This is a genomic window from Parabacteroides sp. PF5-6 (assembly GCF_029504695.1).
In the GTDB taxonomy this organism is placed as follows: domain Bacteria; phylum Bacteroidota; class Bacteroidia; order Bacteroidales; family Tannerellaceae; genus QVMG01.
In genome coordinates, this window is the sequence record NZ_JAQFIN010000003.1 from 97,417 (window position 1) to 111,694 (window position 14,278).

Consider the following 14,278-nt stretch of genomic DNA (forward strand, 5'->3'; position numbering starts at 1 on the left):
GAGAGGCCTTTTTACTCTCCAAACAGGGAATTGACAAATTCCTTTCTATTGAAAACCTGCAGGTCTTCTATTCCTTCTCCAAGCCCGATATATTTCACCGGAATACGGAAATGATCGGATATGCCGATCACAACCCCTCCTTTAGCTGTTCCGTCCAACTTGGTAACGGCCAAGGCATTAACTTCCGTCGCCGCCGTGAATTGTTTGGCCTGTTCGAACGCATTCTGTCCCGTCGATCCGTCCAATACCAAGAGCACTTCATGCGGCGCATCGGGCACCACCTTTTTCATCACGTTCTTGATCTTGGTCAATTCGTTCATCAGGTTGATCTTATTGTGCAGGCGGCCGGCCGTATCGATAATCACCACATCGGCGTTGTTGGCTTTGGCTGAACTCAAGGTATCGTACGCCACGGAAGCCGGATCGGATCCCATCTTTTGTTTGACAACGGGAACTCCTACCCTTTCGCCCCAGATCACAAGCTGCTCCACCGCGGCGGCACGGAAGGTATCGGCAGCTCCGAGGTACACGCTTTTCCCGGCTTTCTTGAATTGATAAGCCAATTTGCCGATCGTCGTCGTCTTGCCTACTCCATTAACCCCTACCACCATGATCACATAAGGCTTCTTATTGTCCGGCAAATCGAATCCCTCGCCATCTTCCGTATGGTTCTCCGTCAATAATGCAGCGATCTCTTCGCGCAGGATGGAGGTGAGCTCGTTCGTGGTGACATACTTGTCTTTTGCCACACGATCTTCAATCCGACTGATGATCTTCAAGGTCGTATCGACTCCCACATCCGAGGTGACCAATACTTCTTCCAGGTCATCCAATACCTCGTCGTCCACCTTGCTCTTGCCGGCAACCGCACGGGTTAACTTGGAAAAAACATTCTCTTTCGTTTTCGATAAACCTTTATCTAATGTTTCCTTTTTTTCTTTATTGAAAAAGCTGAAAATACCCATTACTACTGTCTCATTTTTAAAATAATGTGCGAAAATAGTGTTTTTAATTGATACTTCTTACTTCGAAGGACTATCAAGTGTTATAAAAGCTTTTCTTCTTCTCTTTTGATCGACTTTGGCTTTTCACTGCCATAACTGATTCCCGCATTTTTTCTAAGGAAACTTTGTATGGCTTTGAGTTTGCTTGTATCGCCAACTTGTTCATCTCCGAGAATGATACGTTGTAATTCATTTTTAATCTGATCCATTAGTTGTAAAAAACTTCTTGCCAAATCGTTATGTTATAACGATTTCTCTCTCACAAAAATACGAATAATAAACGTATAAACCAAATAGCAGTTTCAACTCATCCGGTTCTTATAATCTTCGTATCCGAACTTGCGGTACATGATCAATTGGTCATCATTGCTCCATAAGGCCAGGGCGGGATGCGGTATTCCGTTGAACATATTGGTCTTCACGGTGGTGTAATGGATCATATCCTCAAAGATCAGTTTATCACCCACTTGCAGCGGTTTCTTGAAGTGCCAGTCGCCGATAAAGTCACCACTCAGGCAACTATTCCCACCGATGCGGTAGCTGTAACGGCCTTCTGCTTCGGACACCGCCTGCCGGATCACCGGTTGATAGGGCATTTCCAGGCAGTCGGGCATGTGGCAGGTGAAAGAGGCGTCGATAATAGCCGTTTTGATGCCGTGATTCTCAACGATATCCACCACCGTGGTCAAGAGAAAGCCGGTCTGCCAGACAAAGGCACTTCCCGGTTCCATGATGATCTCCAGGTTCGGATACTTCGCTTTAAACGATTTCAACAGGCCGATCAGATGTTCCACATCATACCCTTTGCGAGTCATCAAATGTCCTCCGCCCATATTTAGCCATTTCAGTTGGGGAAGGAAACACCCGAAACGCTGCTCAACCACCTCCAGTGTCTTCTCCAAATCGTATGAGGTCGATTCGCAAAGCGTATGAAAATGAATACCCTCAATCCCTTCAGGCAATTCATCGCCCAATAGATCGCGGACAATCCCCATACGCGATCCCGGCGCCGTAGGATTATAGAGATCCGTCTCTACGACCGAGAACTCCGGATTGACCCGTATGCCACAGGAAACCTTGTTCCCATCGGCAACGACCTGGGGATAAAACCGTCCGAATTGCGTGAGCGAATTAAAAGTAATATGACTGCTATACTTCAACAGAACCGGAAAATCCGCCTCTGTATAAGCCGGCGAATAGGTATGCGCCCGACTGCCCATCTCCTCATAGGCCAACTGCGCTTCGTAAACGGAACTGGCCGTAGAATAAGGGATATATTCACGGATGATCGGAAAAGATTTCCACAAGGCAAAAGCTTTGAATGCCAGGATAATATTGACCCCTGCCCTTTCCTTCACACTTTTGATAAGCGCCAGGTTTTCCCGTAACAGCCTTTCTTCCATCACATAACAGGGAGAAGGAATTTGATCGATAAGTATCATTTGATGATCGGATTATATTGAGGCGACAAAGATAGTGAAAAAGTCTCTCCTATTCAATTTCTGTATCAGCGCAGCCAGCCAAACAGCCGCACTTATGACTATAAAAATAAACTACCGGTAGTTTGTCGACAAACTACTAATATTTTGTGCGCAAACTACTGATATTTTGTTCACAAACTACCAGTAGTTTAAAAGATAATATTACAGAGCTGAATACCAAGACCTTATCAAACACTTTCCTTCGGATTTTATGTTTGAGTTAACCCGAGAAGAATATAATTCTTTAAGGTGCAGAAATTGCACCTTAAACACCGGACGTGGCCAACATTCTAAATATCAACCCTATGCCTTTTCAGAGTTAGGTGTTTCGATGCTCAGCAGTGTACTTAACTCTGATATAGCCATTGAAGTCAATATCTCCATCATGCGTGCCTTTGTGGCCGTCCGGCAACTACTGGCCAATCCGCCGATCGACAAATACACCGAACACCAAACCGAAGTGCGGGAACTCAAAGCGTATATCGAAGAAGTATTCACCGACTACAACGACCTGCATGAAGACACCCGAATGCAGTTGGAGTTGATCAACGAATCCCTTGCCGAGCTGCAAGCCGACCGTAAGCAATCCGATAAACCCCGAAACCCTATCGGCTTTGTACCGCCAAAGGAGTAAAGTTTTATTCCAGCCCATAGTCAACAGGCAACTGGTCGCCTATGCGTTGACTGCCCATATGCCCTTTAAATAGAATATCTTCCGGATTTTGCATAAGACCGGAACCATCCACAATAAATTGATCCTTAAAGAAGATTAGTTCCGACTTTTTTTCATTACGTAAGACATATAATTTAGCCACAAGAGGTCTTCCTTCATAAGTTGCATTGCGTTGTTGAATAATATAATCAAGCATTACTTTTTTATAAGATAACGAATCAGAAATAGTGAAACAATTCTCCGCATAACGTCCCAATCGATCGCCATCTTTATAAAGTATATACTCAGCATCCCGATAAATAATATTATCGCTTTTTTCCCACTTCCCATTAGTAATGGTACGAAGAAAGTGAGCGGCAGAACCGTCGTACACCTGATGCCGCCGCTTCTTTATGGTTTCATTATCCGGAAAAATATCTTCAAAAAAGAAACTCCCCTCAAATCCGGTGGAACTCACATCATCCCCCCGTATTGTTTTGCCACGATACTTTATATTGAAATAGTTCAAATCCAGATGTATATTATATCCCAAATGCCTGTTTTCAATGCGTATGGGCTTGTAACAAACAGCAGATAAAAGACGTTCGTTCTTATCATAGTACAAAATAATATCTTCTTCATTTAGAATCTTGCATGAACGAGCACTTCGGGAAGTTCCCAGAAATTGCCTGTAAAATGCTTTTAGCATCTGTTCCCTATCAAATGTTTCTTTTTCAACAATGATTTCGCCTATAAGCAAAACTCTTTCTTCAGGAAAAATAGTATCTGCCAAAAAGGAAAAAGGCTCAGGTATAAAAACCGTTTCATAAGAAACATGGCTGATAACAAGTTGAGTATTTATTCCCTCTTTTGCCATTAATTCAAATCGGCCAAGACTATCTGTTGTTGTGAACAAAGTAGCTCCTTCCAGATACACATTCGCATTGAAAACAGGAATCTGATTATTTCTATCAAAAACAACTCCTTCCAATTTCTGACAATAGATATCTGTATGAACTATCGTCAGTAAGGAAAGAAGAAGAATCAGAATTTGTTTTAGATTTTTATTCATAAATATTAGTTTTTATATTATTTAATTTATCTGAATCAAAGAAAAACCAGTTCCAATTTCTCCATCTTCTGTTTTCCCTTCACAATGAATCACATACTCTCCTTTGTCGTCCGAAGTAAAGAAGCTAAATTCGGCTTTCCCGTCCGCGTTGATCGTTACATGAGGTTGCCAGTAGAGGGTGTTGCGGTGATCCGGATTGATGTATTCATTTGTCTTTGCATAATCGGGAGAGTAAAATTCCTTCGGTTGATTATAACCGGGGAATTTGTAGGTCACACTTCTCACCGGTTGCGCATACGACATCCGGTCTCTTGTCCAAAAAGCAATGGGGTAAAAAACATCATCGGTAATTGTACTTCCACTGGTATAATGCATAACCGAACCCATAGAAAGCATCTCTACATGATCAATAAAGCCTGGAGGAATGGATTTTAAATTTTCTACTGAAGTTCGTACTCCATCCAACAATACAAAAGTCTTTGTTCCATCCACATTAATCCGGTCACCACTACTGCTGCCTAAAAACCTGCTACCTAAGCCTCTTGCTGTTCCATTTGGAACGTATAACAAAATGCCTACGGCCCCTATTCTGGCACTATAAGACATGTCTCTCCGAACTTCATATATTAAATTGGAAAAGGCTTCATTATGAATCTTATGGGGATGACGTTTCTTTTTTGCCGTTACACTCACTTCGGGCAGCTGATGTACGATTTTGTCTATCCCCACGATACCTCCCTGTGGCATTGTGCCTTTCAGTTCTACATATAATTCCTGATTCTCCTTTTTCGTAAAACCCTCTCCATAGGAGTAATAATCAAAAAGCGTTTTCTGATGTTCAATAAGCGATATATCCAGAATACGGTTCCGATGGTCTTGTGCCGACAGGATTACCTCAGCCGTATCACGGAAATCATAATTGGTAAACATGAACAGTCCTTCTTCACCGGGATGGAAGGAGATGATATCGTGAATCGTATCCTGACGGAATGAAGCGGTCAATTCGATATCTTCCATCTTTTGACTCTTACTGCGGGGATATACCCTGCCCGAGAATGTCAAACTCTTTTCTACCGGGAAATGCATATCCGGAACCCTTTCCGAAACAACCCTGTCCCATAAATAACGCCGCCAGCCATGCGTCTGTAAAAGCAGGTCGAGGTGCTGCGCGATAAGACTATCGCTTTGATTAAAGTAATACTCCGGATTGTCAATACGTCCCTTCAGTTCGCTTGTCAGGAAATAATCCGTATAGATATTGTTCCGTGTATTTGCATCGTCCAGGTTCGATTTCACCACCGCGACAGAAAAATCTCTGGCGATATTTCCACCCTGCTTGGGAATCTCCATTTCTACCGTTACCTTTTGCCGGATACCATATTCCGCCTTATCCGGCTTCATTTTCATTTCCAATCGTTCCGGGTAGTTCACAAAAGCAAGCCGTTCCGTATAGGCAAACAGGTTCTCATCGTAAATCGTTATCACAAACACACCCGTCGGTAGTTTCTCTTTCGGTATATCAAAGACATTCATTCGCTGCTGCATATTCACGCGGGCATTAAACCACGACGTCCCTTCTTGATGGATCGTCAGATAAAAAGGCATCAAGGCACGAAGGGTATCCAAATTATGGCGAAGGGTGATGCGCAAACGGTCATCGCGATACCCCAGCGACATCACCAACCCTTTGGCATAGGAATCAGGCAATGTCATTCGCACCTCCGAGTCATCTAAGCGGGCAATATAACGTTTTCCTGCCTCCGGTTCAAAAGAGAAAGAACCCATTCCCTGGTATTGGGTTTCAAAACGCCGCACCTCATTTCCCTCCAGGTCTTGAATCACGCCCGAAGCTTCAATCCCTTTCCCTTGGCGATCGGTTACCTTAAAAGCTAATTTAGAAGGTAGTCCGGCAACTAAATGTCCTCCTTCCGGAAAGAAACTAAGCTCTACCGGAGACGAAAAAGGAATGGGAAACTCGCGTTGCCCTTCCGGGGTTTCCACAATAAAGAACTGAGTTCCTTCCAACACTCTATTGGTGGGAAGCTCTATATCCAAAAGCACAATTCCCTCTTCATCCGGTTCTAACGGGAAAGAACGGGAAACTTCTCCATTGAGTCGTAGTTTATAGCGCAACCGTCCTTGTGGAACTTCCATAAACCGTAAAGCTGCCGAAAGCGTATTGCCCGATACGGAAAATTCGGTTTCAATGCCCCAGGGCTCAGTATAACGGGAGGCAATCCGGAGTTCCCGGGTAAAGAACCCCTCCGCGTCGAAATTCTGCATCCATTGGGTATAGGCGCGAAGCTGGTACAGGCCGCTGGTCAGTGTGTCGGGCAGTTCGATATGTCCTGCCGCGCTGCCATTCTCCAATTTCCATTTCGTTTCAGCCACGGCCTGGTTCATACCATTAATCAGTTCTACATACACCACCCCGCTTTCTACCGGAAACTCGGGCGAAGACGACTGATACACCTTAAACCACATCGTCTCTCCGGCCACATACTGCGTCCGGTCTTGATGAACATACACTTTCTCACGGGGAGTATTGTACTGAAATTCATGTAAGCGCTTGGCTACCGTATGGAAAAGGGTATCATTCCCCGTTTGAGCCGGGACGGCCCAAGAGAACACAATCCATAATAGACTCGTATAGGTTAACTTTTTTATCATATTACTTAAATGTTAGAATCCTTACTACCGGATTATCATCTTCATTCAGTTTTTTGGCTACTTGTTCACCGTTTCCTTTCAATCGTTTTCCTTTATAGGCTTCCAGGACTGCTGACGCCTGAATCAAATCGGCAGTCCTGTTTTTGGTGATGGCAGGGCATGTCTCCGGAGACCATCTGCCTTCACTCCAGGGTTTTGTATCATATTCAGTATCCAATATAGGGGCTTTATTTATTTCATTCGTTGCATATTCATACATGAATGTCGGAATCTTTCCTCCTGTCGTATTAAAATCTAAAACGAACGTACCGAACAACATAAATTTATCGGTTGTTAAAAGAGGTACCCATATACTTCGAGGATCAGTGGTATGTATCGAGGGTTTACGAGTCAATAACGGCATTAGCCTTTTGTCGGAAGATACTTGGTATATCGTATCGGATGATATATCCGCAATGATTAAATCCGAACCATAATGCATATTTTGGGGATAAAAAAATTTATATGGCCTCCACATGCCATTCTCAAGATGTTGAGCAATCGCTTTTGAGTATCTTTTCTCAAAATGAAGACCCAATACGGAGATAAGACTGCCATCTTTTTTTGACACAAGACGATAAGGGTCTCCTTTTGTTTCTTTTTCGCGGCCGGGTTCTATAACTACATCATCATAGATAAGTAAAGATTCATCATCAAAATTCAGAACTTTCTTATCACTCCCATACATATTAATTTTCAACGTTCGCCTATACTCTCCTTTTAACGAATAGACCTGAATATTGTGAGAACACACATAGATTTCCTCTTTCTTTTCATCCAGCACCGTACCGTCTTTAATCCATGTATATTCCATACCACTTGCCCCTTTGTGATTGAAATGCGAATAGAGTTTTCCCGTATGACGATCGAAAACAAATACATCTCCCAGTTGCCCCTCATGTACAAGAATATATTTTTCAGTAACAGCAGAAAGGGCTGCCATCCCACCCAACAAAATATCGTCGGTGGTCTCAAGCGGTACATATTCAATATCAGCTATATCATGTAGCTTCAATTTCTTTTGAGGATAGTTTTTCGTAAAATTAAATACGGGTATGTCACCTGTTTTTGATTGGGCTTCAATCACCTGACTTCCAATCAAAAATAACGATATGAACAAGAAATTTATTTTCATCTGCATATTCTTTATTGAAACCATATCTTATACTATGACAAGTATAATGACTTTTTCTCACTTGACAGAAAAATCGTCAAATTCTTTTCTCTTTTCTCCCTAAAAACGTTGTAAAAATTCGCAAAACTTGGTGACCAATCCGGAAAGCCAGTAAACAATTGAAATATAGGCAATTTAAATCTCATACTGCCGAAGTCGTAAAGTGCCGATAATTGTCGGCACTTGTGCTGATAACTATCGACACTTGTGCTGATAACTGTCGACACTTGTGCTGATAATTATCGGCACTTGTGCTGATAGCTATCGGCACTTGTGCCGACAATTATCAGCATTTTCAGATTCTGGCCGATTTGAAATTATTTAGGGCAGGGTAAGCCGATCTGCTTCAGCTACTGTGCAAGCGTGAAGCAAAAAAAGCGTATTAACAATTATTATTTACGAAAAACTTGCAGAGCTACTAAATTTAAGTAGATTTGCGGAGTGTTAGTACTAAATCTTAGTAATTGATTCAAAATGGAGAGATTGACAATACAGGAAGAAGAGATCATGTTGTACATTTGGAAGCTGGGTCCCTGCTTTATCCGAGATATCCTGAATGAGATGCCGGAGCCCAAACCGCCGTATACCAGTGTGGCTTCCGTCGTACGTAATCTGGAACGCAAGGCATACGTGTCGCCGACGAAGTTCGGGGTGATCACACAATTTACGCCTATCATCAAAGAAAGCGAATACAAACGGGTCTTTATGTCGCATGTGGTGCGCGATTATTTCACGGGTTCTTATAAAGAGATGGTTTCTTTCTTTGTACGCGACCGGAAGATCACGCGGGGTGACCTGGAAGAGCTGATGAAGCAGATTGAGAAGGAAGAGTAATTATTAATTGTTAATTATTAATTATTAATTGAGTACAAGTATGGGACTATACTTTATCAAAGTGAATCTGGCCCTGGGCCTATTATATATGGTGTATCGCCTGTTGTTCCGGGAGGATACGTTCTTCCGGCTGAGAAGGCTTACTTTATTGGGCATTATCTTGTTGGCTTTCCTGTATCCGTTGCCCGATATAAAGAACTGGGTCGCACAGCAACCGCTATTGGTTGAATATGTCCAGGCGTATTCTTCGGTTTATCAGTCCAACGAGGCCGTTTCTTATACCATAGAGATGCAGGAAGCCGAGGTGCAACCGGCCGGTAAAGCCGAAGCCACATTCTCTCCTTCCCCGGCGATCGACTGGAGAAAAATCGGCACTCTATTTTATTTATCCGGTATATTCGTTTTGTTTTTCCGCTGTATGGCTGAACTATTATCGATCTACCGCATCTCCGGAAGAAGCCGGAAACAGGAAATCAACGGCATACCCGTATATGTTTCATCCGAGATAGAAGAGCCTTACTCTTTCTTCGACCGGATCTTTATCCAGCCGGAGAAATACAATCCGCGCACATTGTCCGAGATCCTGATCCATGAGGCTACGCACGTACGCGAGCTCCATTCGCTGGATGTCGTATTGGGCGAGATTGTAACGATCCTGTGTTGGTTTAATCCTTTTGCCTGGTTGTTAAAGAAAGAAATAAGTATAAATCATGAATTTATTGCCGATCAAGAAGTTATGGATGCCGGATTCAACAAAAAAGAATACCAGTATCACCTGATCGGCTTGAAACATCCCCCTATGGCTGCAGCAAACCTATATAATTATTTTAGTGTTTTACCTTTAAAGAAAAGAATTACCATGCTGAATAAAAAGAGAATGCATCGTGCCGGAGTAGTTAAATATCTGGCCCTTGCGCCATTGGCAGCGGCTTTGTTGATTGCCAATAATATGGATGTGATGGCGCGGATCGCACCCGAGCCTATTGAACCGGCGACTGCAACCGTTGCCATAGAAGTGGAAGCCCCTATCCCACCCGACGACGACAAGGTGTACACCCAGGTCGATGTGATGCCCGAGTTCCCGGGTGGCGACGCCGAGCTGTTGAAGTATATCTCTACCAATCTGAAATACCCGGTCATAGCCTTTGAGAATGGCATACAGGGACGGGTGGTTGTCAGTTTTACGGTAGAGAAAGACGGAAGTATAAGCGGAGCGGAAGTGGTCAGATCGATCGATCCGTCATTAGACCAGGAAGCGCTTCGGGTCATCAACACCTTGCCCAAATGGACGCCGGGCAAGAACGAAGGGAAAATCGTGCGGGTGAAATACACCGTGCCTATTCAATTCAAGATGAACCGGGGTCCCTCCGAACCGGTAAAGAAAAACACAACAAAATCAACGCCTGTCGAGAGTAAGCCATTGGCCAAAGAACACAAAGGTGAAAAGGTGTACACCTCTGTTTTCCGCATGCCTGTGTATCCGGGAGGCGATCCGGCATTGATGAAGTTCTTAGCGGATAATATTCAATACCCGAAAGCGGCCAAAGACAACGGAATCCAGGGACGGGTGGTGATGACGTTTATTGTGGAGAAAGATGGGACACCGACCGAATTCGAAGTGATCAGAGGCATCGACCCGGCTTTGGACAAAGAAGCCCTGCGCGTAGCCGCCCTGATGGCGAAATGGACACCCGGCCAGGAAGAAGGTCAGCCGGTGCATGTACGCTATACGGTGCCGATTACGTTTAAGTTATAATCTGCATATGAAAAGACTCACCTGTCTATTTTTTCTCTTTTGTCTCTTTTTCGGAGCATGTTCCGGAAAGGGACAAAAAGAGAAGGAAGAAAAAAAAGAGAAGGAAGAAATAGGGTTGACACCTCCTTATTCCATCGACCTGGAAAAAGCCCTTGCGGAAGAAGAGCCGTTCTCTCTTTCGGAGATAGCCAAACAGATTGATTATATACCGCTGGAAACTTCTTCTGATATATTGTTGAAGAGAGTACATCAGTACCTCTATTATAACGATCAGTTATTGGTTACTGATTTCAGTCATCTTCACGCCTTTACTTCGGAAGGTAAACACATCAAAAAGATCGGGAATAAAGGTTCCGGCCCGGCGGACTACAACTACGTCAATACCCTGATCAAAGATGACGCATCGCATCATCTCTATCTATTGACATCCGGTAAAATGATTGTCTATGACCAGCAGGCCGACTTTATGACCTCCCGCTCTTTTCAGGACAAAAGCATCAGAGGATATACCGGGTTGATGACAGGGCCGGATAAGTTCCTGATCTATCTGGGCAGCACTTTCAAAAAGGTTGGTGACACCTCGCCTATTTATTCTTTTGCCGAAATGGATACATCCGGCCGTGTGATCAGACAAATTCCGAATGCCTCTCCGATCGAGTCCACGTTTAATGGCATGATCGTCAGTCCGATTCCTTTCTACAAATATGAAGACAGGATCCATTATATGGATTATGGCAATGACACGCTGAAGGTCATCACAAACGAAGGAGCGAACGAAACCTATGCCGTTTGTTCGTTGGGTTACATGAAGCGCGAAGTGAATACCGCCGGTTTTTCAGAGCAGCAGATGGAGGAGCTTTCATCCAAGCTTTTGGTTTATCGTATATGTGAAGATAAAAATTATCTGTATATCACACTCATTTGGGGAGCCAGCGACAACTTCCAGTATGTTCTTTTTGATAAAAGAACAGGGGAAACGAAGAATATAGGCAACAAAGGAATCGTGAACGACCTGAACGGAGGAGTGAACTTCTTCCCGCAGCAGATCGAAGAAGACGGTACCATGAGTATGTGGATGCAGGCAGAAGATTTCAAAGAGCAGGTACTCTCCTTAAATCATCAGGAACAGAAAGACACGTACGGCGAGAAGTTTGAGCAGATCCGGCAGTTCGCCTCTCAAATGGATGAAGACGCGAACCCCATAATCATCAAGGTGAAAGGATTGTAAGCTTCGCAAACTTCAATAATAACTGCTTTTGTCCGAAGTGTTGGAATACGACCGTAGCTTTGGCATTGCCGCCTTCGCCTTCGATGGCGGTGACTTCGCCTTCGCCGAAGCGGTCGTGGCTGACGCGGGTGCCGACTTGCAAACCATGAACATCAGCTTGGGAAGCTGAGGGTAATGAAGCGGAAGCTGGTGAGGCTGTAGCTTCTACTTTACGCATACGCGCCGGTGGAGGGGTTGGTTTAACGATTTGAACCGGCTCTTCTGCCGCGCGGCGTTGCTGGAATGGCGACTGGAAAGCCGGACGGGCGCCGTAGCGTTCCCTTTCGCTGTCGAACGAATCCGCTCGTGCGGCAGGATCTTCAGGCAGTTCCACAAATTGTGTATCGATATCCCGCAGGAAACGGCTGGGCGAACAGACACTGGTCTTACCGTTGCGAAAACGGCTCTTGGCATACGACAGGATACAGTTCTCTTCCGCCCGGGTGATGGCCACATAAAACAGGCGCCGCTCCTCCTCGATCGCCCGCATACTGTCTTTCGCCATCATCGAAGGGAAGAGGTCTTCTTCCAAGCCAACCACAAATACATTCCGAAACTCAAGGCCTTTCGCCGCGTGCACGGTCATCAGCGTAACCTTATTGGCTTGCTCTTCTTTGTCGTTATCCTGATCGGTCAACAAGGCCACTTCGGAAAGGAAATCGGCGATCGACACCCTTTCAAGCCCTTCTTCCCGGCGGATCTGCACAAACTCGGCAATACCTTTCAACAGCTCTTCGAGGTTTTCCCGCCGGCTGATGCCTTCGACCGATTGATCGACCAGGAAAGAGGAATAGATGCCGCTTTGCTTCACGATATGGGCCGCCGTCTCTTCCGCCGGATTCTCCTGGCTATAGGTGATAAACTCCCCGATCAGCTCCCGGAAAGTATTTAGTTTCTGTGCCGTTCCGTTATTGATCTTCACGGCGTACTCCAAGGGCTCCTTCAGGACGGACCAGAGGCTGACACCCCGTTCGGAGGCCGCCGCGATCAGTTTGCCCACCGTCGTATCGCCGATGCCCCGGGCAGGATAATTGATCACGCGCTTGAGCGCTTCCTCGTCGTGCGGATTGACAATCAGGCGGAAATAAGCAATCACATCTTTGATCTCTTTCCGCTGATAGAAAGACAGTCCGCCATAGATCTTATAGGGAATACCACGCTTGCGCAAGGCCTCTTCGAGGATACGCGACTGCGCATTGGTGCGATAGAGAATGGCAAAGTCGGCATATTCATAGTTCCGCTTCCGCCGCATCTCATCAATCTTCGAGGCCACGGCATAACCTTCTTCGTAATCGGAATAGGTCGAGAAAGCCAATAATTTATCGCCCTGCTCCTTTTCGGAATAGACGGTCTTGTGGATCTGTTCTTTGTTCTTATGGATCAGGCTATTTGCCGCGTTGACGATGTTTTGCGTCGAGCGGTAATTGCGTTCCAGTTTGAAGGTGCGGCACGTGGGATAGACGCGTTTGAGTTGCAGGATATTATCGATATTCGCCCCGCGGAAAGAGTAGATACTTTGCGCGTCGTCGCCCACGACGGTGAGCTGTCCGTGCCCTTCGCTCAGGCGTTGCACGATCAGGTGCTGGGCGAAGTTCGTGTCTTGATACTCATCCACCAGGATATGGCGGAAGAACTGGCGGTACTTATCCAATACCGCCGGATGGTCGCGAAACAGGATATTGGTTTGCAACAGGAGGTCATCGAAGTCCATCGCTCCCGCCTGTCGGCACCGGCTCTCATAACGTTTATAGACATCCCGGATCAGGGGCACCTTCGCTTTGATATCGTATTCGACCAGGTCTTTGTTGTGTTCGTAGGCGCGGGCGGTGATCAAGGCGTTCTTGGCGTTGGAGATGCGACTCTGCACCATACCGGGACGATAGAGTTTATCATCCAGTTGCATCTCTTTGATAATCGCTTTGATCAGGCTCTTGGAGTCGGCCGAATCGTAGATCGTGAAGTGGGAAGGATAACCGATAAACTCGGCTTCCGAACGAAGGATACGGGCAAAGATCGAGTGGAACGTGCCCATCCACAGGCGGCGGGCTGTCGGTTCACCTACGATCGTCGCGATACGCTCTTTCATCTCCCGCGCCGCCTTATTGGTAAAGGTAAGCGCCAGGATCGCATAGGGCGGAATGCCTTTGTTCAACAGGTAAGCGATCTTATAGGTCAATACCCGGGTCTTTCCCGAGCCCGCGCCGGCAATCACCAAAGAAGGGCCGTCGGTATAGGTAACCGCCGCCCGTTGGCTTTCATTCAATTGTTTGAGATACTCTTCCATACTTCGCACTTTAAAAGAAGATACAAAAGTACAAAAAAAAGAGTA

Annotated in this window: 10 protein-coding genes and 1 pseudogene; 4 read left to right on the plus strand and 7 right to left on the minus strand. The window is 45.3% G+C overall.

The window, feature by feature from the left end:
* Positions 1 to 11: 11 nt before the first annotated feature.
* The 3 genes from ftsY to nspC all read right to left on the minus strand — a co-directional run bounded on the left by ftsY (position 12) and on the right by nspC (position 2,446).
* Entirely contained in the window at positions 12 to 965 is a 954-nt protein-coding gene (gene ftsY, locus M2133_RS04630) for a signal recognition particle-docking protein FtsY (RefSeq protein ID WP_277464825.1), read from the minus strand.
* An 80-nt stretch (positions 966 to 1,045) separates the two neighbouring features.
* A complete protein-coding gene (locus M2133_RS04635) occupies positions 1,046 to 1,213 on the minus strand; it encodes a hypothetical protein (RefSeq protein WP_277464826.1) in 168 nt (55 codons plus the stop codon).
* A 93-nt stretch (positions 1,214 to 1,306) separates the two neighbouring features.
* The gene (gene nspC, locus M2133_RS04640) at positions 1,307 to 2,446 is read right to left on the minus strand and encodes a carboxynorspermidine decarboxylase (RefSeq protein WP_277464827.1); all 1,140 of its coding nucleotides are present in this window, start codon (positions 2,444 to 2,446) and stop codon (positions 1,307 to 1,309) included.
* Positions 2,447 to 2,672: 226 nt separating this feature from the next.
* On the opposite strand from nspC, the pseudogene M2133_RS04645 reads away from it, so the two are divergent.
* Positions 2,673 to 3,119: pseudogene (locus M2133_RS04645) on the plus strand (ORF6N domain-containing protein); the annotation flags it as partial.
* A gap of 4 nt (positions 3,120 to 3,123) precedes the next feature.
* Here the strand turns inward: M2133_RS04645 and M2133_RS04650 are convergent.
* From M2133_RS04650 to M2133_RS04660, 3 genes are read right to left on the minus strand one after another with little or no spacing between them, the layout of a single operon-like run.
* Positions 3,124 to 4,209, minus strand: a complete 1,086-nt coding sequence (locus M2133_RS04650) for a carboxypeptidase-like regulatory domain-containing protein (RefSeq protein ID WP_277464828.1) — start codon at positions 4,207 to 4,209, stop codon at positions 3,124 to 3,126.
* Positions 4,210 to 4,230: 21 nt separating this feature from the next.
* The gene (locus M2133_RS04655) at positions 4,231 to 6,879 is read right to left on the minus strand and encodes a hypothetical protein (RefSeq protein ID WP_277464829.1); all 2,649 of its coding nucleotides are present in this window, start codon (positions 6,877 to 6,879) and stop codon (positions 4,231 to 4,233) included.
* 1 nt (position 6,880) lies between these two features.
* Positions 6,881 to 8,053, minus strand: a complete 1,173-nt coding sequence (locus M2133_RS04660) for a 6-bladed beta-propeller (RefSeq protein WP_277464830.1) — start codon at positions 8,051 to 8,053, stop codon at positions 6,881 to 6,883.
* Between the two features lie 513 nt (positions 8,054 to 8,566).
* On the opposite strand from M2133_RS04660, the gene M2133_RS04665 reads away from it, so the two are divergent.
* The 3 genes from M2133_RS04665 to M2133_RS04675 all read left to right on the plus strand — a co-directional run bounded on the left by M2133_RS04665 (position 8,567) and on the right by M2133_RS04675 (position 11,910).
* On the plus strand, positions 8,567 to 8,926 hold the full coding sequence (locus M2133_RS04665) for a BlaI/MecI/CopY family transcriptional regulator (RefSeq protein ID WP_277464831.1): 360 nt from the start codon (positions 8,567 to 8,569) through the stop codon (positions 8,924 to 8,926).
* 40 nt (positions 8,927 to 8,966) lie between these two features.
* Complete coding sequence (locus M2133_RS04670; RefSeq protein WP_277464832.1) at positions 8,967 to 10,682, plus strand: M56 family metallopeptidase; 1,716 nt, start codon at positions 8,967 to 8,969, stop codon at positions 10,680 to 10,682.
* Positions 10,683 to 10,797: 115 nt separating this feature from the next.
* The gene (locus M2133_RS04675) at positions 10,798 to 11,910 is read left to right on the plus strand and encodes a 6-bladed beta-propeller (protein WP_277464833.1); all 1,113 of its coding nucleotides are present in this window, start codon (positions 10,798 to 10,800) and stop codon (positions 11,908 to 11,910) included.
* Here the strand turns inward: M2133_RS04675 and M2133_RS04680 are convergent.
* Positions 11,891 to 14,233: a UvrD-helicase domain-containing protein gene (locus tag M2133_RS04680; protein ID WP_277464834.1), complete on the minus strand. Its 2,343-nt coding sequence runs from the start codon at positions 14,231 to 14,233 to the stop codon at positions 11,891 to 11,893. The two genes, M2133_RS04675 and M2133_RS04680, sit on opposite strands and share 20 nt — an antisense overlap.
* Between the last annotated feature and the right edge of the window lie 45 nt (positions 14,234 to 14,278).